We start from the raw sequence: 23,171 nt of genomic DNA on the forward strand, positions 1-23,171 counted from the left end.
CCCCGATGCGCTGTTGAAGCAGGCCGCGCGCGAGACACGCGGCCGGCTGAAGATTTTCCTGGGCGCTGCCCCCGGCGTCGGCAAAACCTTCGAAATGCTGCGGGAAGGCGCCGAGCGGCTGAGGGCGGGCAGCGATGTCGTGATCGCGATCGTCGAAACGCATGGCCGGGCCGAGACCGAGGCGTTGGTCGCGCCGTTCGAAATCGTCCCGCGCCGCGCCATGGCCTATCAGGGCCACACGCTGGACGAGATGGATATCGATGCGGTGCTCGCCCGCCGCCCGGCCTTGGCGCTGGTCGATGAGTTCGCGCACACCAACGCGCCGGGCAGCCGCCACCCCAAACGCTGGCAGGACGTGATGGAGCTGCTCGATGCCGGCATCGATGTGTTCACCACGCTCAACATCCAGCACGTCGAAAGCCTGAACGACGTCGTCGCGAGCTTTACCCGCGTTCGCGTGCGCGAGACCGTGCCGGATAGCGTGTTCGACGACGCCGAGATCGAAGTCGTCGATTTGCCGCCCGACGAGCTGATCGAGCGGCTGAAGGAGGGCAAGGTCTATGTGCCCGCCGAAGCGACGCGCGCGCTCGGCCATTTCTTTTCCAAGGCGAACTTGTCGGCCCTACGCGAGATGGCATTGCGCCGCGCGGCGCAAAGCGTCGACCAGGCGATGCTCGAACATCTCGACGCGACCGCGGCGCCCGGCACCTTTGCCGGCGGCGAGCGCGTGCTCGTCGCGGTCAGCGAATTGCCCGGCAGCGACACACTGGTCCGCGCCGCCAAGCGCCTGGCCGATGCGCTGAAAGCGCCATGGCAAGCGGTCTATATCGAGACCCCCCGCGCCGAAGGCTTTGGCGAAGACCAGAAGCGCGCGATCGCCCAGACGCTGCGCCTTGCCGCGACGCTCGGCGGCACCATCGCCACCGTGCCCGCCGCGAGCGTTGCGCAAGGGCTCGCCGAGCATGTCGCCGGCATGCGCGCCACGCAGCTCGTCATCGGCAAGTCGCAGCGCAGCTGGTGGTTCGCGCTGCGCCACGGCTCGGTTGTCGAGGCGATGTTGCGAGCGAGCGAGGGCCTTGCCGTCCATGTCATCCCGACCGGCGAAATGGCTCCGCGCACACGCGCCCTGCCGTTGAGTGGTTGGGGCCGGCCCGGCGATTATGCCGTTGCCGCGCTGCTCGTCGCGCTGACAACGGCGGTCGGCAAAGTCGCCCAGCCCTTTATCGGTGCAGGCGGGATCGACTTGTTCTACCTGCTTCCGGTCATCGTCGCGTCGAGCCGCTATGGCTTGTGGCCCGGCATTGCAGCGGGGCTGGCGGCGGGCCTGTGCTATAATTTCTTTTTCCTGCCACCGCTGTACACCTTCACCATCGCCGATCCGCAAAGCGTGCTGACGCAATTCGTGCTGATCGGCATTGCCTGGTTTTCCGCCAATTTGACCAGCCGCCTGCGCGCGCGCGCGACGATCGGCGCGCGCAGTGCACAGGAGAACGCCGCCGTCGCGGCTTTCGGCCAGGCGCTGGCGCGTGCGTCCGATTGGGACGGCACGAACCGCATCGTCTGCACCGAGATGGCGCGGCTGCTGGGCGCCACCGTCATCCTGATGAGCGATCGCGGCGGCCAATTCGCGGTCGCAGCCGCGTCGCGCGACGATGTGCCGCCGCTCGGACCGGTCGATCGCGCGGCGGCGGATTGGTCATGGAGCCGCGGCGAGCCGGCCGGCGCCGGTACCGCGACGCTGACGGCGGCAGACTGGCAGTTTCACCCGCTCAAGACCACGCTCGGCACGCTGGCGCTTATCGGCCTGTCGCGGCCCGATGGTGCCGAGGTGGTGACGGCCGATCGCGCCGTACTGTTGTCGACCTTGCTCGGGCAGGCAGCGCTGGCGCACGAACGGCTGAAGCTGGAGGACCAGGTCCGAGAGGTATCGGTGCTCAAGGAGCGCGATCGCTTGCGTGCCGCGTTGCTCTCCTCGATCGGTCACGACCTGCGGACTCCGCTCACGTCGATCGCCGCCGCCATCGATGCGATCGCCGCGCAGCACCCCGATGCGTCGGCAGTGCCCACAGCCCGGTTGGAGATCGCCCGGCTGAAGCGCTTTCTCGACAATCTGGTCGACATGGTCCGGATCGACAGCGGCCAGCTCGACCTCAAGATCGAAGCGATCGACCTGACCGACGCGATCGCCAGCGCCGTCCACGACCTGAAAGCGATCCTGCGCGGCCATCACATCGATCTTCGCGTGCCTGCTACCCTGCCGCTGGTCCGCGCCGATGCAACGCTGTTGCACCATATCCTGATCAACCTGCTCGCCAACGCTGCGCATCATGGCGGCGACGGCGCGATCGAGATCATTGGCGAGCGCAAGCCCGACCTCGTCACCCTCACGGTTCGCGACCACGGACCGGGACTCGAGCCCGGCAGTGAAGCCGCGATCTTCGAGAAATTCGCGCGCGGTCACGGCACGGATCGCGATGGCGGCAGCGGGCTGGGCCTGGCGATTGCAAAGGGTTTCGCGCTGGCCATGGAGATCGGGATTGCCGCCGCGAACAGTCCCGACGGGGGAGCCGCCTTTACTCTCGGATTCCCTGTTCGAACCGGCTGAAATCGAGCGAGAAGCTCGCGCCGCCTTCAGCGCTCGAAGCGATTGCCAGCCGGGCACCATGGACATCGCAAATACGCTCGACGATCGACAAGCCGAGCCCGGCAGTATCCGAACGATCTTGATCGGCTCGCCAATATCGCTCGGTAATGAGTGCCTGATCGTCCAGCTTCAAGCCGGGTCCATTATCCGAGACCGTCAGCGCGCCATTCGCGGTCACGGTCACAGAGATTTGGGTCTGGGCGGGTGTGTGCTGGACGGCGTTGACGATGAGATTGCGCAGCGCGAGCTCGATGAGCAGCCGGCTGCCGAGAATGCGAACGGGCTCACTCGGAGTCTCAAGCGCGATCTGATGGGCTTCGCGGTAGACAAAGGGCGTAAGCTCACCGGCAAGCTGCTTCGCCACTTCGTTCAAGTCCACCGGCACCCGGGCGGCGATATCGAGGGTTTCCAGTTCGGCGAGGTCGCGCATCTGCGACACGACATGCGCCAACCGGTCGATCGTCTTCGCCAAGCCCTTGGCGGCGCGCCGGTCCTCCAACGCATCGATCTCGAGTTGCAGCGTCGCCAGCGGCGTTCGCAGCTCATGGGCGAGGTTGGACACAAATTGGCGCTGGCGATTGAGACTGAGCGCGAGCCGATCGATTAGTCGATTGGTCGCTGCCACCAGCCCCTTGATTTCAAGCGGCAAATCCGCGTCGTCGAGCCGCTTGCCGAGATCGTACGGCCCGATGGTCGAGGCTTGTTCCGACACCCGACGGACGACCCGAATGAGACGCCGCACGGCGAACGCGTTGATCAGCGGCAAGAGCGCGAGCGCGGCAACCAGCACTGCGATGTAGCGGCCAAGGAAGCGGCTCGTCACGTCATCGACGATGGCGCCGGGATAAGCCTGGTTCTGGCTGACGACGATCCAAAGCCGCCGCCCGGCGACCCGCGCCGGCTGGCTGATCGCCACGACAGGCGGGCTGTGAAACAAGCGGGCGCCGGCCGCTCGCGGGATGGCAGTCAAGGGCAAAGCCGCTGCCCGCTGGCTTTTCGCCAGCACCCTGCCCTGCGCGTCGATGACGAGAAAGCCGCGGCCATCATAACCCTCGGCAAAGACGGCCGCGAGGCTGTGCGGCAACTTGACGCTGATGGCGCCCTCACGATCGTCCATCGCCGCCGCAATGCTCTGGGCTTGCGCCGACAGCAGGCGCTGCTGTTCGATGTCGCTCGCATCACGCAGCAGCGCAACGGCGGTCAGCGGGAGAATGATGATCGCGGCGACGACCGCGATGATCTCGACGACCAGGATGCGGAGCGCCAGTGAGCGCGGCCATAATCTCATTGCTTGGGCCGTATCAGATAGCCCAGCCCGCGAACGGTTTCGATCTCCGCCGACGCGCCCGCGGCTTCCAGCTTGCGGCGCAAGCGGTGGATATACACTTCGATGGCGTTCGACCCTGGCGGCTGGGTGAGCCCGAAAAGCTGATCCTCGGCCAGGTGCTTGCTGACGAGCTGGCCGGCACGACGCATCAGCAATTCGACCAGCTGGCGCTCACGCGCCGAGAGCGTCAGGCGTCGGTCCTCAACGACGACGTCGCCGGACACGAGATCGAACGTCAAATTCCCCAGGGTGAGCTCGCGACCGGCGAAACTGCCTTGCCGCCTGAGGACCGCGCCCAATCGGGCGACCAATTCATCCATATCGAATGGCTTGACGATATAGTCATCGGCGCCGGCGTCCAATCCGGCGATGCGATTGCCAATCGCGTCGCGCGCGGTGATCGCAATGATTGGAATGGTATCCTGGCCTGCCCGCAATCGCCGGACCAAGTCGATGCCATCGCCGTCAGGAAGGCCAAGATCGAGCAACAGAGCGCCATAGCTGGCCGCAGCAAGCATCTGACGCGCATCGTCCAGGCGCGCGGCCCGGTCGTTCAGATAACCGCGCCGTTCCAAAGCGCGCGACAACGCATCCCCCAAAGCCTTGTCATCTTCGACAATCAGCAACCGCACCGGCTCTCCTATCCTCGAGCGTAAGCGAGATGTAAGCCGGCGCCGCTAATGGCCGGAGACAAGCCGTCGATCAATTGTCTAAGCTTCTCCCGACGTCATTACGGAACCGCGATTCTTGTCCGACACCGACACATCAAACCCGGCAAGCCCGGCCCCATCTGCGGTGGCGCTGAGCGATCATCAGCAGATCCGGCTGTTGGGTCTGATCGCGCTTGCCATCGCGCTGCTTGTCCTTGTTGTCGAAACCGGCCGCTGGGTGCTGAGTGCCCGGCCGGCGGCGATGGAGACGCTGCCGCCCGATGCGTTCCGGCCAACGCGCGAGCAATTGGCCCAGCTCAAGTTCACCCAAGTCGGCACCGGCGCGAACGCCACGCTGCTGCGCGCCAATGGATCGATCGCGGTCGATGCCGATCACAGTACGCCGATCGTGCTGCCCTTTTCCGGCCAGACGGTCGATGTGTTCGTCGAGCCGGGCCAGCGCGTCGGCCGCGGCCAGCCTCTATTGTCGGTCGCATCGCCCGAGCTGGTCGACGCGCGCAATGGCTTATTGAGCGCGGCGGCCCAGACTGCCTCAGCGACCGAAGCCGTGCGCATCGCCGAGCAGAACACCGCGCGCCAGAAAGCGATTTACGAGACCGCTGGCGGCGCGCTGAAAGATTATCTCCAATCGCAAGCCGATCTGGTGACGGCGCAATCCGCGTTGCGCACGGCGCAGTCAGCGCTGCGGGCAGCGCAGGATCGGCTCGGCCTGTTCGGCAAATCTGCGGGCGAAATCCGCGCGCTGGAATCGCCGGCGAAGCGGCTCACCGGCCAGGCTGCGACCATCTACCGCTCGCCCGTGGCGGGCGTGATCGCCGACCGCAATGTCTCCCCCGGGCAGTTCCTCAGCGCCGGCGGCAACAGCCCGCTGATGACCATCACCGATCTGTCGCGCGTCTGGCTGGTCGCGCAGCTGGCCGAGAGCGATGCGGCGAATGTCCAACTCGGCGACCAAGTGGACGTGACGACGCCCGCCGTGCCCGGCCGCGTCTTTCATGCCCGCATCGACAATATCGGCGCCGCGCTCGATCCCAATACCCATCGGCTGCCGGTCCGCGCGTCGGTCGACAATCGCGATTATCTGCTGAAGCCGCAGATGTTTGCCAGCTTCACGATCACGCGGTCGCTGGCCGGCCCGGTCGGCGTGCTCGTGCCGGCATCTGCGGTCATCCATGAAGGCGACAGCGCCCGCATCTGGGTGCTGGGGCATGACGGCCTGTTGCACGGCCGTGCCATCGAGACGGCCGATACCGAGGGCGGCTATACCCGCGTGACACGCGGGCTGAAGCCGGGCGACAAGGTGGTCTCGTCGGGCGCGTTGTTCGTCAACGAGGCCGGCTTAAACCAATGAATCGTCTCGTCGAGCTCGCGCTACGGCAGCGAATGCTGGTGCTCGGCCTGCTGATCGCAGTCGTGATCGCGGGCGTGTTCGGCTATATCAACCTCAATATCGAGGCGTATCCCGACCCGGTGCCACCGATGGTCGAGATCATCACCCAGAGTGACGGCGTTTCGGCTGAAGAGATCGAGCGCAATGTCACGACCCCGATCGAGATATCGGTGGCTGGCTTGCCCCATCTCACTGTCGTCCGCTCGATTTCGCTGTTCGGCTTGTCGGACGTGAAGATCCAGTTCGACTATGGCGTCAACTTCCGCGAGGCCGAGCAGCTGGTGCTCGGCCGCTTGTCGCAATTGCCGGCGCTGCCCGGCGGGGTGCGGCCAGTGATTTCGCCGACCAGCCCGATCGGCGAGATATACCGCTATCGACTGGTCGGCCCGAGCGGCTATTCGGTGATGGACCTGAAGACGCTGCAGGACTGGGTGCTCGAACGGCGGTTCAAGCGCATTCCGGGCGTCGTCGATGTGACCGGCTGGGGCGGCAAGCTCAGAAGCTATGACGTCCAGCTCGATCGCGACCGGTTGATCGCGCACGGCATCACCGTGCCGCAAGTGCTGGCGGCGATCGGCAAGAGCGACGCCAATGTCGGCGGCCAGACGGTCAATTTCGGCGAGCAGGCGGCGATCGTGCGCGGCATTGGCCTGATCCAGTCGACCGATGCGATCCGCAACGTGCTGGTCGGCACCAATGGCGGCACGCCGGTGTTGCTCCGCGATGTCGGGCAGGTGAGCATCGGCAATCTGCCCCGGCTCGGCATCGCGGGCGAAGGCAAGGACGACGATATCGTGATGGGCATCGTGCTGATGCAGCGCGGCGCGCAATCGCTGCCGACGATCAAGTCGGTGCAGAAGGAAGTCGAGACGATCAATGCCGGCGGAGTGCTGCCACCGGGCGTGCATCTCGAGCGCATCTACGACCGCTCCGACCTGATCGCCGTCACCACGCGGACGGTGATGGAAAACCTGTTCGCCGGCGTGGTGCTGATCTTCCTGCTGCAATGGGTGTTTCTGGGCGATTTGCGTAGCGCGGTGATCGTATCGCTCACCATTCCATTCGCGCTGTCGGTCGCGATCCTGATCCTGACACTACAAGGCGAAAGCGCCAACCTGTTGTCGCTCGGCGCGCTCGATTTCGGGCTGGTGGTGGATGCCGCGGTGATCATGGTCGAGGCGATCTACCGGCGCATGGTCGATCGGTCGCACGCGCTCGGTGCCGGGCGCATCGTCGCGAGCCGCGCCAATCGCTTCTCGGCGATCCTGCACGCCTCGAGCGACGTCAGCCGCGGCATTTTCTTTGCTGCCGCCATCATTATCGCGAGCTTCCTGCCGCTGTTCACGCTGACCGGCATTGAGGGGCATATCTTCGGGCCGATGGCCAAGACTTATGCCTATGCGATCGGCGGCGGCCTGATCGCGGCATTCACGCTGGCGCCGGTGCTCTCGGCGTTGCTGCTGCCCGATCGGCTGCAGGAAGTGGATACCTGGCTCGTCCTGCGCATCCGCCGCCTGTATGAGCCGGCGATCGCCTTTGCGCTCAAGAACCGGCTGCTGACGATGGGCACGGCCGGCATCGTCTTCGCGACCGCCGTCCTGTCGATCATGGCGCTCGGCGTCGAATTCCTGCCGCATCTGGAAGAAGGCAATCTGTGGATCAGGGCGAGCCTGCCCGCGTCGATCTCGCTTGAGGCAGGCCAGCCCACCGTGAGCCAGATCCGCCGCATCATCGCCAGCTATCCCGAGGTCGAACGCGTCATCACCACGCACGGCCGGCCCGATGACGGCACCGATGCCACAGGCTTCTTCAACGCCGAATTCTACACACCGCTCAAGCCGGCCAGCGAATGGCCAGCGGGGATGACCAAGGAAAAGCTGACCAGCGACTTGCAGCACCGGCTGCAGCAGCGTTTCCCCGGCATCGACCTCGAATTCTCGCAATATATCCAGGATAATGTCGAAGAGGCCTCATCGGGCGTGAAAGGCGCCAATTCGCTCAAGATTTTCGGCAGCGACCTCAATACGCTTGAAAAGCTCGCCGATGCGATCAAAGCGCAGATGCAGCAGGTCAACGGCATCACCGACCTTGGCATCAGCAATTCGCTCGGCCAGCCGACCGTGCGGATCGAGATCGATCGGCTGGCGGCGGCGCGCTATGGCCTGACGCCCGATGACATCAACGCCACCGTTGCTGCAGCGATCGGCGGCCAATCGAGCGGCGATCTTTACGAGCAGGGCACCGATCGCCATTTCCCGATCGTCGTCCGCCTCAATCCCGGGCAGCGCAACGATATCGAGGCGATCAGGCAGGTGACGATCGGCGCCCCCGCACCGAGCGGTAACGGCCTCATCCAAGTGCCGTTATCGGAGGTCGCGAAAGTCCATCTCAATTCGGGCGCCTCGTTCATCTACCGCGAGCATCAGGAACGCTACGTCCCAATCAAGTTCAGCGTGCGTGGGCGCGATCTGGGGGGCGCGGTCGATGAAGCCAAGGCGCGCATCCGCCAGCACATCGTGCTGCCGCCGGGCTATCACCTCGAATGGGCCGGTGAACTGGGCAACCTCACCAGCGCCGTCGCCCGGCTCGAGATCGTCGTGCCGATCAGCCTAGTGCTCATCCTGATCCTGTTGTTCGCCAATTTCGGGTCGGTGCGCGACTCGTTGCTCGCGTTCAGCGTGATCCCGATGGCGCTGATCGGCGGCGTGCTGGCACTGGTGCTGACCGGCACGCCGTTCAGCATCTCGGCGGCGATCGGTTTCGTAGCGCTGTTCGGCATCGCGACGATGGACGGCATTCTTGTCGTCAGCGCGTTCAACCAGCAGATCAATGACGGTCTCCATCGCGACGACGCCATCGCTGTGACGGTGCGCCACGTTATGCGCCCAGTGGTGATGACGTGCCTTGCCGCGGCGATCGGCTTGCTGCCAGCCGCTCTCTCGACCGGCATCGGCAGCCAGGTGCAAAAGCCGCTCGCGCTGGTCGTTGTCGGCGGCATGACGCTGGCGCCGGTCCTGATCCTGCTCGCTTTGCCAGTGCTGATCGTCCGCTTCAGCCATCATCGCGGTGCGCATGGCCACCCGGTCCGACGCCACCATGCCGATGGCACGCCGATGGAGCCGGCATGATCGGTGCGCGCGCTTCCCTGCTCCTCAGCGCCCTGGTCCTGGCCGGCTGCACGCTGGGGCCGCATGACCGGAGCGGATCGGTGCCGCTCCCGCCGGCTCGCGCGTCGGATCGTATCGTGCCGCAATCGGGCACGGCCCAGACATTGGAGGTGGGCGCGGCGCCAGTCCCTGAATGGTGGCATAGCTTCGCCAGCCCCAAGCTCGACGCGCTGGTCGATCAGGCGCTCAAGCACAATAGCGACCTTGCCGTCGCCGACGCGACACTCCGCCAAGCACGCGAACTCGCCAAAGCGGCCGCGGGTGCGCAGGGACTGCAAGTTGATGCCAGTTACGCCGCACAGGGCTTGCGCGCATCGGGTACTTTCTCGCCGCCGCTCAACGACCCCAATGCCTATCTTTACAGCCTGCACACCGCACAGCTGACCGTCACGTATCCGCTCGACGTGTTCGGCGGGGGACGAAGCAAGACGCGGTCGGCGCGCGCCGCCGCCGATGTCGCCAGCTTCAAGGCGGTCGCGGCGCGCACCACCGTGGTTGCCAATCTGGTCCTTGCGGTCATCCAGCATGCCTCGCTGGAAGCGCAGATCGAGGCGACCAAGGCCGCCATCGCCAGTGATCGCGAGCTTGTCGCGCTGATCGAGCGGCGCCGCGCGCTGGGCGACCTTGGCGAGGCCGATGTCGTGGCGCAGCAATCAGCGCTGGCGACCGTCGAGGCGACGCTGCCGGGGCTGGAGCGGCAGCTGACGCACCAGACCGGGTTGATCAACAACCTGGTCGGGGTGCCCGCCGGCAGCCCGGCGCCTGACTTGCCGCATCTGAGCGAACTGGCATTGCCTGAGCATCTCCCCATCGGCTTGCCCGCCGATATCGTCGCGCACCGGCCCGATGTGCGCGCGGCGGATGCGGCGGTGCGCGGCGCGGCGGCGGATGTCGGCACGGCGATCGCCGCGCGGCTGCCCTCGCTGCAGCTGACCGGCACGGCGGGCGGCTTGGCGACGCGCATCGAGGAGATCTTCGCCAACGGCAATCTGTTCTTCAGCGCCGTCGGCACCGTCACTCAGCCAATCTTCCATTCGCGGCAATTGCTGCACCAGAAACGCGCAGCCGACGCGGCGCTTGATGCTGCCAAAGCACAATATCGCTCGACAGCGCTGCAAGCGTTCCTCGATGTCGACGATGCGATCGCCGGGCTCAAAACCGATGCTGCTGCGCTCGATGCCGCCGCGCGCGCCAACGCCGCAGCGACGCGTTCGCTGGCGCTGACGCGCCGGCAGCTCGAATTGGGCGCGATCGGGACGATTGCGTTGCTCAATGCCTCGGTCGCAGCTGAGCAGGCCTCGGCAACGCTCGTCCAAGCGCGCACCGCAAGGCTCAGCGATAGCGTGGCGTTGTTCCAAGCCTGCGGGACGCAAGTCGATTAGAAGGACGCGCGCCGGCCGACTATGCCGCAAGGGAGCGCATCCCGGTCGCCACCAGATCGGCAAAGGCCCGCGCTTTCGCTGACGCGAGGCGCCCCGAGGGAAACACGGCCCACAGATCGATCGGATCGAGCGTCCAGTCGCCAAGCACCGCACAAACCGCCCCAGACGTCAGCTCGGGCGCGAACATCCAGTGCGAGGCGATCGTTAGCCCCATATCCGCCAGCACCGCAGCGCGAATGCCCTCCGCGCTGCTGACTTTCAGCCGCCCGCCTACCGCGACCGAGATTTCGGTGCCATCGCGCCGGAATGCCCAGCTGCCCGATCGGCCCTGGGTGTAGATGACGACGTCGTGCTCGGCGAGGTCAGCGGGCTTGGCGGGGATGCCGGCGCGATCGAGATAAGCGCGGGTGCCGAACACGGCGCGGGGGCTTGATCCAAGGCGCCGAGCTGTGGCCGACGAGTCGGCAAGGTCCCCCATGCGCAATGAGAGGTCGATGCCTTCCTCGACCAGGTCGATAACGCGATCGTCCAGGATCAGCTCGATCGCGAGGCCGGGGTGCGCCGCCAGAAAGGCCGGCAACAGCTTGACGATATGGAGCCGGGCGAAGGTGGTCGCCGCTGATACGCGGAGCGTGCCAGTGAGCGCCGCGCCTTCGCCCCGCGCGGCAAGCTCGGCTTCATCGGCCTCGGCGATCGAGCGTTTGGCGCGTTCGTAAAAGCGCAGGCCCGCTTCGGTGGGGCTGAGGCCGCGCGTCGTCCGGGTCAGCAGCCGCACGCCGAGCCGTTCTTCCAGCTGCGCGATCGTCTTCGAAATCGCCGGCTGGCCGATATTGAGCTGGCGCGCCGCCGCCGAGAAGGAGCCGGTATCGACGACGCGGACCAGCGTCGCCATCGCCTGCAATCGATCCATGCCGCACCCTCATCAAATACGGCTCAACTATAAGTCGGTTATTCCAGTCGGGAATAGGGATTATCGCGCCAAGCCGTCATCTCAGCCGCCCGTGATCGCCCTATCTCCGCCTCAACGCCGCTCGATCCCCGAGCCCGTGACAGACGGAGGCACAGATGGCCAAGTTCGACACCTACAAGGACGCTTTCCCCAACGCCAAGCTGACGCGCAAGGCCAATGGCGTGCTCGAAGTCGCGCTCCACACCAATGGCGGCAAGCTGATCTTCAACGGCCACACGCACGAGCAATTCGTCGAGCTGTTCCACGCGATCGGCGAAGACCGCGACAATCGCGTCGTCATCCTGACCGGGTCGGGCGATGCCTTCATGGACACGATCGACCCCGAGGGCTTCGATTTCTTCTCGCCGGTGGGGTACGACAAGATCCTGCGCGAAGGCCGCAAGGTGCTGAGCAATATCCTCGACATCGAAGTGCCGATGATCAGCGCGCTCAACGGGCCGGTGCTGCTCCACAGCGAATATGCGCTGCTGACCGACATCATCCTCGCCACGCCCGAGACGGTGTTCCAGGACAAGCCGCATTTCGACTTCGGCATCGTTCCCGGTGACGGCGTCAATCTGCTGTGGCCCGAAGTGATCGGTTCGATCCGCGGCCGGTATTTCATCCTGACGCGGCAGCTCCTCGATGCCGAGACGGCCAAGGACTATGGCGTCGTCAACGAGATCGTGCCGGCCGACCGGTTGCTCGGTCGCGCGCATGTGCTCGCCGATCAGATCGCCGCGCTGCCGCCGCTCACCAGCCGCTACACGCGCATCGCGCTGACCCAGAAGCTGCGCCGCATCATCGATGAAGGTGCCGGCTATGGCCTCGCGCTCGAAGGGATCAGCGCTGCCGAAGTCGCGCGCTCGATGGCCGCGCGGGGCTGACCCTTCCCCACGCCCGGCGGCGTTCCCCCGCCGCCGCCGGGCACCCCTTTCCTTTAGCTCTACTGGAGACCCACCATGACCCTCCAAGCCAAGCTCGACGCCTTCAAGGCCGATTTCCGCGCCGGCAAGCCGCCCTATAATGTGCCGTCCTCGGTGATCGAGACGATGGACCGCGCGACCAACGATCTGATCGCATCCGGCGCCGCCGCCCGCGCGCTCAAGGCCGGCGATGTGGCGCCCGCCTTCACGCTGCCTGCACCCGACGGGACGCTGGTCTCCTCGCGCGACTTGCTCGCCCAGGGTCCGCTGATCGTCAGCTTCTATCGCGGTGTCTGGTGCCCCTATTGCAACATGGAGCTGCGCGCGCTGCAGGAAGCGCTGCCCGAGTTCCGCGCCGCCGGTGCCACGCTCGTCGCGATCAGCCCGCAAACGCGCGTCAACAGCCGCAAGTCGGTGCGCGATAACGGCCTCGACTTCCCGATCTTGTCGGACGCGGGGAATGCGACCGCCGATGCTTTCGGCCTCCGCTTTCAAATGCAGGATTATCTGGTCGAGCTGTATCGCGACGTGCTGCGCAACGACCTGCCCGGGTTCAACGGCGATGACAGCTGGACGCTGCCGATGCCCGGCCGGTTCGTCATCGGGCAGGATGGCGTGATCCGCTATGCCGAAGTCAACCCCGACTATACCCGCCGCCCCGAGCCCGCCGACATGCTGCCCGCCGTGCGTGCCGCAACGCTGGTCCGCGCCTGAACCCCTTCAAGACAAGGAACCGCAACGATGATCCAGGTCTATGCCTTCTCCACGCCCAATAGCGTCAAGGTGCCGATTGCGCTCGAGGAAATGGGGCTCGATTACGAGCTGCTGCCGATCAACATCCGTCAGGGCGCGCAGAAAGCGCCGGATCATGTCGCGCGCAACCCCAATGCCAAGGTGCCGGTGCTCGTCGACGGCGACCTGACGCTGACCGAAAGCGCGGCGATCCTCGTCTACCTTGCCGAGAAGACCGGCAAGCTGCTGCCCGCGTCGGGCGCCGCCCGCGCGCGCGTGTTCGAGCAGCTGTTCTTCCACGCCTCGGGGCTTGGTCCGGCGTTCGGCAATGTCGGCTTCTTCCGCAAATTCGCGCCCGAGCCGATCCCGCTCGCGATCGATCGCTTCGGCAATGAGGCGCAGCGGATCATCGGCCTGCTCGACGACCTGCTTGGCCGGCAGCGCTTCGTCGCCGGCGATGACCTCAGCATTGCCGATATCGCGCATTTCGGCTGGCTTTGGCGGCGCCAATTCGCGGAAGTTTCGATCGACGCGGCGCCCAACGTCCAGCGCTACGTCGCCGAGCTCGAGGCGCGGCCCGCCTTCCAGCGCGGCATTGCCCGGACCACGGCGCTGGCGGAGGGTTGATCACATGGCGCGCAGCATCCTCGTCAGCGGCGCGTCGAAAGGCATCGGTCGCGCTGCCGCTGATGCTCTGGCGGCTGATGGCTGGCACGTCATCGGCATCGCCCGGGCCGCGCCAGCCAGCTTTCCTGGCGAATTCATTGCCGCCGATCTGGCCGACGCCGCCGTTACGGCCGCGCTCGCCGATCAGCTCGCCGGGCGTGGCGATGTGCTCGGCATCGTCAACAATGCCGGCGCTGCGCGGGGCGACGTGTTCGGCGCAGTCGATCCGGTCGAATTCCTCGATCTGATGGCGTTCAATCTGCGCCCGGCGCTGGTGCTGACGCAGGCATTGCTCCCCGCGATGCAGGCGGCGCGCTTCGGGCGGATCGTCAACATCACCAGCCTGGTCACGATCGGCTTGCCCAGTCGCACCAGCTATGCCGCCTCCAAGGCCGCGCTCGAAAGCCTGACGCGCACCATCGCGATCGAGCAGGCGGCCAATGGCATCACCGCCAATGCGGTCGCGCCGGGGCCGACCGAGACCGAGCTCTTCCGCAGCAACAACCCCGCCGGCAGTGAGGGTGAAGCGCGCTATCTGGCACAGGTGCCGATGCGGCGGCTGGGCACGCCGGGCGAAATCGCCGCTGCCGTCGCGTTTCTGGCTTCCGACGGCGCCGGGTTCGTTACCGGGCAGACGATCTTTGTCGATGGCGGCGCCAGCCTGGGTCGCGGCTGAGCGGCGGTGCTCAGGACGTCGCACATCGCCGCGACGCACAAGCATCGCTTGGCAGCCGGAAAGAAGTCCATGCTACGGCAGGGTGGCGCGGGCGGATAACCTGTTTTCCACAGGAGTTTCGCGCATGACCAAGCCCCGCCAACTGCACCTCGGCGCGTTCATGCGCCCGGTCACGATCCACACCGGCGGGTGGCGTTACCCCGGCGCGGCGCCCGATGCCAATTTCAACTTTCCGCTGCTGCAGCGGCTGATCAAACGGCTGGAAGCAGCCAAGTTCGACGCATTCTTCATGGCCGATCATCTGGCCGTGCTCAACATGCCGGTCGATGCGCTGAAGCGCAGCCACACCGTCACCAGTTTCGAGCCCTTCACGCTGTTGTCCGCACTCGCAATGGTCACGGAGCGGATCGGGCTGGTCGCGACCGCCTCGACCACCTTCGACGAGCCTTATCACATCGCCCGGCGCTTCGCCTCGCTCGACCATATTTCGGGCGGTCGCGCCGGGTGGAACATCGTCACCACCGCCAATCCCGATGCGGCGCTCAATTTCGGCTATGAAAGCCATCTCGATCACGACGCCCGCTATGTTCGCGCGCGCGAATTCTACGATGTCGTGACCGGGCTGTGGGACAGCTTCGCCGAGGACGCGTTCGTGCGCGATGTAGCCGAAGGTATCTATTTCGATCCGGCGCGGATGCACGTGCTCGACCATGTCGGGCCGGAACTGCGTGTGCGCGGCCCGCTCAATATCGCACGGCCGGTGCAGGGCTGGCCGGTCATCGTCCAGGCCGGCGCGTCGGAACCCGGTCGCCAGCTTGCCGCCGAAACCGCCGAAGTGGTGTTCGGTGCCGAGCCCAATCTTGCAGCAGGCAAAGCGTTTTACGCGGACGTCAAAGGCCGGATGGAGCGGCTGGGGCGCGATCCCGACAGCCTGAAGATACTGCCCGCCGCCTTCGTCGTGGTCGGCGAGAGCGACGCGGAAGCACAGGAGAAGCGCGCGCTGCTCGACAGCCTGGTGCATTACGACAGCGGGATCGGGTCGCTGTCGAGCCAATTGGGCTATGATGTGTCGGGCTTCGATCCCGATGGCCCGCTCCCCGAAATTCCCGAGACCAATGCCGGGCGCAGTGGTCGCGCGCGCCTCGTCGAGGCCGCGAAACGCAACAACTGGACGATCCGCCAACTCGCCGCCAAGGCCGGGAGCTATGCCGGTCTTGCCTTTGTCGGCACCGCCAAGACGATCGCCGACGGCATGGAAGAGTGGCTGGTCGAACGCGGATCGGACGGCTTCAACGTGATGTTCCCGTGGCAGCCTGGCGGCCTTGAGGAATTCTGCGATCACGTCATCCCCGAGCTGCAGCGGCGCGGGCTGTTCCGCACCGAGTATGAGGGGACGACGCTGCGCGATCATCTCGGCCTAACGCGGCCCGAGAATCGCTTCTTTGCGCCACTTGCCGAGGCGGCTGAATGATGATGGCGGGCCGGTAAGTTATCCTGAACGCGGTCACCGACAGGGACAGCCCTTCCCCAGGTCCGCGACATCGCCCTATTGATTGACCGTTGTTCTCTTCATCGGCGCGAGCTTGGCGAGCAGCCGGTTTTGCGCGCGAAAACCGATATGCTCGGCGCGCATCGCGGCCTGCAAATCCTCGACCAGCGCATCGAAATCCTTGGTCTGGATGCCCATGGCATGGTGCGCCGCCGTCATGGTGCGGCCCGAATAATCGCAGCCGCCGTTCAAAATGTAGCAGAATTGCTCTTTCAGGGTGCGCCGCAGCCGGACGATGTCCTGGCCCTTGAAGATCTCGGCGATCCGGTGGTCCGCGACCAGGCGATCGACAAAGCCGTCGACGACCCGGTCAACGCCGGGTTGTTCGTGAAAAGCGTGCCACAACCCCTTCCCGCGAACGGGCGTGGCGCCGGCATTGGCGTTGCTTGGGGTATAGGGGTCGACGGGCTGCTCACCCACCGGGACTTGCTGAGCCATCATCAGCAGCGCCAGCGCCAAAATCGTCATCGTCTTGGTTCCTCAAAAACTGGTTTGAAGCGACAGGAAGGCGCCGCGCTGCCCCTTGATCGTCGCGATGCTGCCAAGGTCGACATAGGCCGCTGTCAACTGGACATGCCGCTGGATGGCCCAGGCAGCAAAGATATCATAGGCCGCATCCTCGCGCGCGAAACCCAGATTGCTCGGCTTGGTGCGGACTTCGCCGCCGACCAGCAATCGGCGCGTCACCAACGTACCGACCGACCCCTCGAACTGGGCGGAATAGGCATTGCTCTTGTCGCCGCCAAAGCCGACCAAGCCGAACTGATTGGCCTTGGTGAAGCGCACCGTTCCATCAATGACGAGGCTCTGCGACAGAACGGCCTTGGTCGCCGCCACGTAGAAATCGGTGCCGGCCGCGGCACGACCGCCCACCGCGCCGATGATCGCCGATTGCGCGGCGCGCTTGTGCTGAACGCCGATCGCAATCTGCGGCAGCCAGCTGTCCTGCCCGTAAACCGCGTCGCCCAGCACGCGCAGCTTGGCGCCGAGCACGTCCTGGCTGAACTTGAAGCCATGCCCCAGCCCCAGCGCCTGCCCAATCTTCAGCGTGTCAAAGGTCTGGTGTGCATAGGAAATTTCGATACGATCGTTAATGCCGATCGCGCCGCCATAGCTCAGCAGGGTGTAGTCAGCGAGCGGCACGACGGTCACATGCGCGCGACCGCCAATGCCGTCTTCGGTCTCATCGCCAGCGATCAACGCCCAGCTCGCCAAGCCGCCACCGGCCGATCCTTCGACGGTCGAGACGCCGGCGGTCAGGAGCAATTTGCCGCCTTCGCGCCGTTCCTTGGCCATGGCGGCCGCCGGTAGAGTGCAGGCGGCAATCAGCCCCGAAGCGATTAGTAATTGGCGTAACACGTTTTTTCTCGCGCTGTCGCAGACACGCGATATTTACCCGCTTTGGTTATTTCCGGGTTAAGCGCTGCTTTACCATATCGCAACGCGCTCGGGTCTACCGCGCCCCGTGGAGGAAATGGCGATGCTCGTCCGACTGTTGATGCCGCTGTTCTGTTGCGTCTCCTCAACCGCAGCAGCAGCGACGCTTGAGGTGACCGTTCAGGGCCCCGATGGCCAGCCGATCAAGGAAGCCGTCGTCCGCATCGATGCGCCCCGCGCACCGGCCGGGCCGATCAAGTTCGATTGGCCTTATGTGATGGCGCAGCAGAATATCAGCTTCCAGCCGCATGTCTTGATCGTGCCGCAAGGCGCGACCGTCAGCTTCCCCAATCGCGACAAGGTCCGCCACCACGTCTATTCGGCGTCGAAGACGCACAAGTTCGAGATCAAGCTTTACGGCCATGACGAGAGCCGCAGCGAAGTGTTCGACAAGCCGGGCGTGGTCGCCCTGGGCTGCAACATCCACGACGTGATGTCGGGCTTCATCTATGTGACGACAAGCCCGTTCACCGCAAAGACCGATGCCAACGGCCATGTGACGATTGCCAATGTTCCGGCAGGCGCTGTGACGCTCCGCATTTGGTATCCCTCGCTGCGCACGCCCGACAATGAAATGCGCGAAGCCCTGACGCTGCCGGCCGGTAGCATCGCGAAGACCATCGTGTTGAAGGCGCGATGACGAAAGCAGCCGGTCCCTGGTACCGGTTTACCGGATTTCGCCACCTGCGAACGCGATTGGCCGTCCTTTACGGATTGCTGTTCGCCGCATCGCTGCTCGTGGTGGCGGGATCGGCCGAGGTAATGATCCTGCGCCACGCCGCCGAGGCGGCGCGCGACGAGCTTTCCGCCAGCGGCAGCGTGTTCGAGCGCATCTGGACCTTCCGCCGCGACGCCCTCACCAACTCGGCCGAAGTGCTGGCCCGCGACTTCGGCTTTCGCAGCGCGGTGATGAGCGGCGACGCCCCGACGATCGATTCGGCGGTGGAAACGCTGCGCGCCCGCGCCAAAGTCGATAACGCCTTTGTCATCGATCAGGCCGGCCAGGTCATCGGCAGCGGTGCGAACGATTTGCGCCCGGTTGTCGCAAAACTGCCCTTCACCCTGCCCGACAACGCGCGCAGCGCGGTCGTCACCGCGCCGAGCGGCGTCTATCGCGTCGTGTTGTCGCCAATCATGGCGCCGACCGAGATTGGCTGGGTCGTCTTCGCGATCCGCCTCGACGACGATGAAATGCGCGCGCTCCAGCGATTGTCGGCCGTGCCGCTGCATGCAGCGATTGTCCGCCGGACCGCCAAGGGCTGGAGCATCGCCGCCGGCACTGCGCCCGTCGACAATGCTGCGCTGACCCGCTTCCTGTCCGGTCCGCACGATGGCATCGCGACCCTGGGAAGCTTTGGCGGCGAGGCACTGGCGCTTGCCCATCCGCTGGCGGGCGATGGCAACCAGGCGCGGGCGATATTGTTGCTGAGCTATCCGCTGGCGACCGCGCTTGCGCCCTATCGGCTGTTGCAGCTGGGGTTGATAAGCGCGGGCCTGTTGGGGCTGTTGCTGGTCGTCTGGGGCAGCCGGCGACTGGCCAATGCCATTGCCCGTCCGGTCGCGGCGCTCGACGCGGCCGCCAAGGCGCTCGAAGAAGGGACGCGCACCGAAGTCGCGATCCAGGGCAAGGACGAGCTGGCCCGGCTTGCAGAGAGCTTCAACACCATGTCGGCGGGGATCGTCGAGCGCGAAAACCGGATCACGCATCTCGCCTTCCATGACGGCTTGACCGCGCTGCCCAATCGCGTGCTGTTCCGCGAGCAGCTCGAAGCGACGATCGGCCGGGCGGCCAAGCGTGGCGGGCAGGTGAGTGTGCTATGCCTCGATCTCGACGGCTTCAAGGGCGTCAACGATACGCTGGGCCATCCCGTCGGCGATGCGCTGCTCCGCCAGATCGGCGCGGAATTGGCGATGCTGGCGCATGACGGCATTGTCGCGCGGCTGGGCGGCGACGAATTCGCGATCATCCTGGATGAAACCGCCGCGTCGGATCGCGCGCGCAAGCTCGCTCAGGCCATTGTCGATCAGATGCGCGAGCCAAAGCATGTCGGTGGCCACCAAATCGCCACGGGATCGAGCGTCGGTATCGCGATCGGGCCCGATGACGGCGACGATGCCGATACACTGCTAAAAAACGCGGATCTCGCGCTTTACCGCGCCAAGCAGGACGGGCGCGGCGTCTTCCGCTTCTTCGAGCCGAGCCTCGATGCCGCCGCCCGCAAGCGCCGGCAAATGGAACTCGATCTGCGCGAGGCGCTGCGGCTCGGCCAGTTCCGCCTCAATTACCAGCCCATCTATGATTTGAAGAACAACCGCATCGGCGGGTTCGAAGCGCTGCTGCGCTGGCAGCATCCCGTACGCGGCGCGATTGCACCAGTCGACTTCATTCCCGTCGCGGAAGAAACCGGACTGATCATTGCGATGGGCGAATGGGCGCTGCATGAGGCTTGCCGCCAAGCCAACCAATGGCCGGAGCATGTGCGCGTCGCGGTCAACGTCTCGCCCTTGCAGTTCCGCAATTCGGGCTTTGCGAGCATTGTCTTCCAGGCGCTGGGCCGCAGTGGCCTTGCCCCCAATCGGCTCGAAATCGAGATCACCGAGTCGGTCTTTCTCGATGGCGCCGAGTCGACCATTGGCTTGCTCCACAAGCTTCGGGAACTAGGCATCCGCATCGCCCTGGACGATTTCGGGACCGGCTATTCGTCGCTCAGCTATCTGCGCAGCTTCCCGTTCGACAAGATTAAGATCGACCGATCGTTCGTGACCGACCTTGTCGGCGACTCGAGCGCCAAGGCGATCGTCAAGGCAATCGTCGATCTGGCGACGGCGCTGAAGATGGAAACGACAGCCGAAGGCGTGGAGGAAGACGCGGTATGGGATGCCCTGCGCCAGGAAGGGTGCACCAGCATTCAGGGCTATCTGTTCAGCCGACCCCTTGAAGCGGGCGACACGGCAAGCCTCCTCACCGGCGACCTGCGCAAGGCCGGCTGACGCCGGGTTGGTGCGGCCGGATGCCCGCAACGCGCCCATAATTGGTCGCTCGGGCCGGCCACCGTCAATGTCGAAAGCTGCCGTACGTCACCTATGGCCGACATCATCATTTGAGCGCACCAGCTCCCCCGATTCAGGGGCGGACGAACGCCCGCCGCAGCAGGCGCCGTCATTTGATGCAAAACGCCGCCGTAGCGACATCAATCCGCGCTTACTTGTCGATCGCGTTGGCCATTAACCTCTGCGTCGTCTCCTGCAGCGGTGGTGCGGCGTAGGACAGCAGCTGGACCATCCCGACGAACAGTAGGTCGTTGGCGGGATCGACCCAGAACCATGTTCCCGCCGCGCCGTCCCATTGATACGTCCCCTTGCCCACGGGCACGCCGGCAAGCTCAGGATCGTGGAAGACGACGCCATTATACCCGTAGCCGAACCCGGGTCGGAACCGCTGGTGGCCGGCAACCCAGCTCTTGGCGAGCATTTCCTCGGGCAGGCGATTGGTCATCTGTTCGCGCACGCCCGCTTGGCTTATGATCCGATTCCCCCCGAAGGTGCCACCGCCCAGCAACATCTGCGCGTAACGAGCGTAATCGAGCGCGGTTGAATAAAGCCCGCCACCGCCCATCCCGAGCGCCGGCTCGGTATCGGCGTCGGGGCGCACCGGGTTGGCGGGCAAGGCCATCAGCGGCGTGTCGGGTCCTTTGAAATAGAGCGTCGCGAGCCGGTACTTCTTCGCCGGCGGCACGAAAAAGGCGGTGTCGGCCATGCCAAGTGGTTCGAAGATCTGCGTCCGCATGAAATCGGACAAGCTCTGGCCGCTCAGCCGCTCGATGATCGCGCCCTGCACGTCCATCGACAGGCTGTAGCGCCAGCGCGATCCCGGCTGGTAGGCGAGCGGCAGTGTCGCCAGCCGCGCGACCATGTCGTTCAGGTCATCGGCCTGGAGCACCCGCGCCTCGCGGTACATGGCCTCAACGCGGTCGGTGGGTGGGCCGAGGTTGAGGCCATAGGCGAAGCCGGCACGGTGCGTCATCAGCTCGCCCATCGTCGGGGCGTGGCCGGGCGCTTCTAGGATCGGGTTGCCGTCCCCATCCTCGCCCGTGAACACCTGCACATTGGCGAGTTCGGGCAAATGTTTTGCGATTGGTTCGTCGGGGTGCCACAGCCCGCGGTCGTGGAGGATCATCATCGCGGTGCCGGTGATCGGCTTGGTCATCGAGAAAATGCGGAAGATCGTGTCCGCCGCGAGCGGCTCGCCGGTCTCGATGTCCTTCACGCCCATGGTGCTCACGCGGGCGATCTTGCCGTGACGCGCCGTCAGCGTCACCGCGCCGGCCAGCACGCCGGCGTCGATCTGCGCCCGCACCGCCGCATCGACCGCGTCGAGGCTGGCGCTCGATAGCCCCACCGTCTCTGGTGCCACGCGCTCCATCAGATCATCCCCGATTGCGCGATCGCGCCGAGGTGATGCGCGCTCGGCTTGGGCGTGCGCGCGAAGCTCTCGTAGTCGACATGGACCAGCCCGAACCGCTCGCCGTAACCACGCGTCCATTCGAAATTGTCGAGCAGCGACCAGCAGATATAGCTGTGCACATCGATCCCGTCGTCAAGGCACTGGCGCACCTCGGCCAGCGCCTGATCGAGATAGGCAATGCGGCGCGTGTCATCGTCGGTGCAGATGCCGCTCTCGGTGACATAGATCGGCCGCCCGATGCGTTCATGCGCGAAGCGGATCGTGCCGCCGAGCGCCTGTGGGTAGAATTCATAGTGCGCGCCGGTCAGCTCGGCGCCCTTGGGCGGCGGCAAGGGGCCCTCCGGCCCGACCAGAATGCGGGTATAGGTCTGGACGCCGACAAAATCGGCCTGGCGCGCGGTGTCGAGCCACGGGCCATAGAGCGCGTCGATCAGGGCTTCCGCCTTGTGGCCGTCGCCGACGCCCTGGACGTCCTGCATCGTCAGCGTCAGCCCGACGGGGAAGTCGCCTGGCCCCGCCTTCATCGCGGCCATTGCCTTGGTGTGCGCATCGACCATCACCGGCTCGCTGGTCCCGACCGGCGCGAACAGCAGCGACGAGAAACGCTCCGATCCGCACGCCTTGGCGCAGGCGGCAAGCATCGCGGCGATCGCGCTGCGGGCCTCGGGATTGCCCCCGCGAAGCAAGCCGACCAGCCGCTGGATGTTCGCCTCGTTGAACGTCGAGGCATAAGCGATCAGGTCGCCGAATGCTGCGGTCGAGCGCTCGGCGAAGCGCGCGAACAGGTCAGCACCGTCGGCGACCTCGAACCCGCCGCGCGCAGCGAACCATTGCGGCACGGTGAAGTGGCTGTACGTCACCATCGGCTTCAGGCCGCGCTTGTGGCACGCCTCCAGCACGCGGCGGTAATGGTCGAGCTCGGCGGTCGAGAACATGCCCGGCTCGGGCTCGATCCGCGCCCATTCGATGCCCAGCCGGTGGCAGTTGAAGCCCAGGTCAGCGGCGATCGCGATGTCTTCCTCATAGCGGTGATAGCTGTCGCACGCGTCGCGCGATGGCTCCTTGTAAAGGCTCGGCTTGACTGTTTCGCACAGCCAGGCGTCCGAATTGAGGTTGTTGCCCTCGCTCTGGTGCGCGGAAATTGCGGTGCCCCACAGGAAGCCTTCGGGTACGGGACGGGGCATAACCTT

General features: G+C 65.6%; 18 protein-coding genes. 11 read left to right on the top strand and 7 right to left on the bottom strand.

The window, feature by feature from the left end:
* Positions 1–13 precede the first annotated feature (13 nt).
* Complete coding sequence (locus ACLB0R_RS05110) at positions 14–2,605, top strand: DUF4118 domain-containing protein (protein WP_416642261.1); 2,592 nt, start codon at positions 14–16, stop codon at positions 2,603–2,605.
* On the opposite strand, the gene ACLB0R_RS05115 is transcribed toward ACLB0R_RS05110, so the two are convergent.
* Positions 2,574–3,932, bottom strand: coding sequence for a sensor histidine kinase (locus ACLB0R_RS05115; RefSeq protein ID WP_416642262.1), 1,359 nt, complete (start codon positions 3,930–3,932; stop codon positions 2,574–2,576). The genes ACLB0R_RS05110 and ACLB0R_RS05115 overlap by 32 nt on opposite strands.
* The gene (locus tag ACLB0R_RS05120) at positions 3,929–4,603 is read right to left on the bottom strand and encodes a response regulator (protein WP_416642263.1); all 675 of its coding nucleotides are present in this window, start codon (positions 4,601–4,603) and stop codon (positions 3,929–3,931) included. Before ACLB0R_RS05120 ends, ACLB0R_RS05115 begins: the two co-directional genes overlap by 4 nt.
* Before the next feature lie 115 nt (positions 4,604–4,718).
* Between ACLB0R_RS05120 and ACLB0R_RS05125 the strand changes: the two genes are divergently transcribed.
* From ACLB0R_RS05125 to ACLB0R_RS05135, 3 genes are read left to right on the top strand one after another with little or no spacing between them, the layout of a single operon-like run.
* Positions 4,719–5,993, top strand: a complete 1,275-nt coding sequence (locus ACLB0R_RS05125; RefSeq protein ID WP_416642264.1) for an efflux RND transporter periplasmic adaptor subunit — start codon at positions 4,719–4,721, stop codon at positions 5,991–5,993.
* Positions 5,990–9,160, top strand: coding sequence for an efflux RND transporter permease subunit (locus tag ACLB0R_RS05130; RefSeq protein ID WP_416642265.1), 3,171 nt, complete (start codon positions 5,990–5,992; stop codon positions 9,158–9,160). The genes ACLB0R_RS05125 and ACLB0R_RS05130 overlap by 4 nt, the downstream gene beginning before the upstream one ends.
* On the top strand, positions 9,157–10,581 hold the full coding sequence (locus ACLB0R_RS05135) for an efflux transporter outer membrane subunit (protein WP_416642266.1): 1,425 nt from the start codon (positions 9,157–9,159) through the stop codon (positions 10,579–10,581). The genes ACLB0R_RS05130 and ACLB0R_RS05135 overlap by 4 nt, the downstream gene beginning before the upstream one ends.
* 19 nt (positions 10,582–10,600) lie before the next feature.
* On the opposite strand, the gene ACLB0R_RS05140 is transcribed toward ACLB0R_RS05135, so the two are convergent.
* The gene (locus tag ACLB0R_RS05140; protein WP_416642267.1) at positions 10,601–11,491 is read right to left on the bottom strand and encodes a LysR family transcriptional regulator; all 891 of its coding nucleotides are present in this window, start codon (positions 11,489–11,491) and stop codon (positions 10,601–10,603) included.
* A 155-nt stretch (positions 11,492–11,646) separates the two neighbouring features.
* Between ACLB0R_RS05140 and ACLB0R_RS05145 the strand changes: the two genes are divergently transcribed.
* From ACLB0R_RS05145 to ACLB0R_RS05165, 5 genes are all read left to right on the top strand, one after another.
* Positions 11,647–12,417 (top strand): enoyl-CoA hydratase/isomerase family protein, encoded by a 771-nt coding sequence (locus ACLB0R_RS05145; RefSeq protein ID WP_416642268.1) that lies wholly within the window; start codon positions 11,647–11,649, stop codon positions 12,415–12,417.
* Positions 12,418–12,492: 75 nt separating this feature from the next.
* Complete coding sequence (locus tag ACLB0R_RS05150; protein ID WP_416642269.1) at positions 12,493–13,170, top strand: peroxiredoxin-like family protein; 678 nt, start codon at positions 12,493–12,495, stop codon at positions 13,168–13,170.
* A gap of 27 nt (positions 13,171–13,197) precedes the next feature.
* On the top strand, positions 13,198–13,815 hold the full coding sequence (locus ACLB0R_RS05155) for a glutathione S-transferase family protein (RefSeq protein WP_416642270.1): 618 nt from the start codon (positions 13,198–13,200) through the stop codon (positions 13,813–13,815).
* Between the two features lie 4 nt (positions 13,816–13,819).
* Positions 13,820–14,530, top strand: coding sequence for an SDR family oxidoreductase (locus ACLB0R_RS05160; protein WP_416642271.1), 711 nt, complete (start codon positions 13,820–13,822; stop codon positions 14,528–14,530).
* A 124-nt stretch (positions 14,531–14,654) separates the two neighbouring features.
* Positions 14,655–16,001 (top strand): LLM class flavin-dependent oxidoreductase, encoded by a 1,347-nt coding sequence (locus ACLB0R_RS05165; protein WP_416642272.1) that lies wholly within the window; start codon positions 14,655–14,657, stop codon positions 15,999–16,001.
* A gap of 75 nt (positions 16,002–16,076) precedes the next feature.
* On the opposite strand, the gene ACLB0R_RS05170 is transcribed toward ACLB0R_RS05165, so the two are convergent.
* Together ACLB0R_RS05170 and ACLB0R_RS05175 are read right to left on the bottom strand one after the other, a co-directional pair.
* A complete protein-coding gene (locus tag ACLB0R_RS05170) occupies positions 16,077–16,547 on the bottom strand; it encodes a group I truncated hemoglobin (protein WP_416642273.1) in 471 nt (156 codons plus the stop codon).
* A 12-nt stretch (positions 16,548–16,559) separates the two neighbouring features.
* The gene (locus tag ACLB0R_RS05175; protein ID WP_416642274.1) at positions 16,560–17,375 is read right to left on the bottom strand and encodes a DUF3034 family protein; all 816 of its coding nucleotides are present in this window, start codon (positions 17,373–17,375) and stop codon (positions 16,560–16,562) included.
* Positions 17,376–17,553: 178 nt separating this feature from the next.
* On the opposite strand from ACLB0R_RS05175, the gene ACLB0R_RS05180 reads away from it, so the two are divergent.
* Both ACLB0R_RS05180 and ACLB0R_RS05185 read left to right on the top strand, forming a co-directional pair.
* The gene (locus ACLB0R_RS05180; RefSeq protein ID WP_434953756.1) at positions 17,554–18,156 is read left to right on the top strand and encodes a carboxypeptidase regulatory-like domain-containing protein; all 603 of its coding nucleotides are present in this window, start codon (positions 17,554–17,556) and stop codon (positions 18,154–18,156) included.
* A 56-nt stretch (positions 18,157–18,212) separates the two neighbouring features.
* Positions 18,213–20,507, top strand: a complete 2,295-nt coding sequence (locus tag ACLB0R_RS05185) for a putative bifunctional diguanylate cyclase/phosphodiesterase (protein WP_434953757.1) — start codon at positions 18,213–18,215, stop codon at positions 20,505–20,507.
* A gap of 211 nt (positions 20,508–20,718) precedes the next feature.
* Here ACLB0R_RS05185 and ACLB0R_RS05190 read toward each other — a convergent pair whose 3' ends face one another.
* On the bottom strand, positions 20,719–21,939 hold the full coding sequence (locus ACLB0R_RS05190; protein WP_416642277.1) for a serine hydrolase domain-containing protein: 1,221 nt from the start codon (positions 21,937–21,939) through the stop codon (positions 20,719–20,721).
* Positions 21,939–23,165 carry a glycoside hydrolase family 1 protein gene (locus tag ACLB0R_RS05195; protein ID WP_416642278.1) on the bottom strand — a complete coding sequence of 409 codons (1,227 nt, stop codon included), beginning with the start codon at positions 23,163–23,165 and terminating at the stop codon, positions 21,939–21,941. The genes ACLB0R_RS05190 and ACLB0R_RS05195 overlap by 1 nt, the downstream gene beginning before the upstream one ends.
* Positions 23,166–23,171: the final 6 nt, after the last annotated feature.

Source organism: Sphingomonas sp. GlSt437 (genome assembly GCF_048015635.2).
Lineage (GTDB): Bacteria > Pseudomonadota > Alphaproteobacteria > Sphingomonadales > Sphingomonadaceae > Sphingomonas.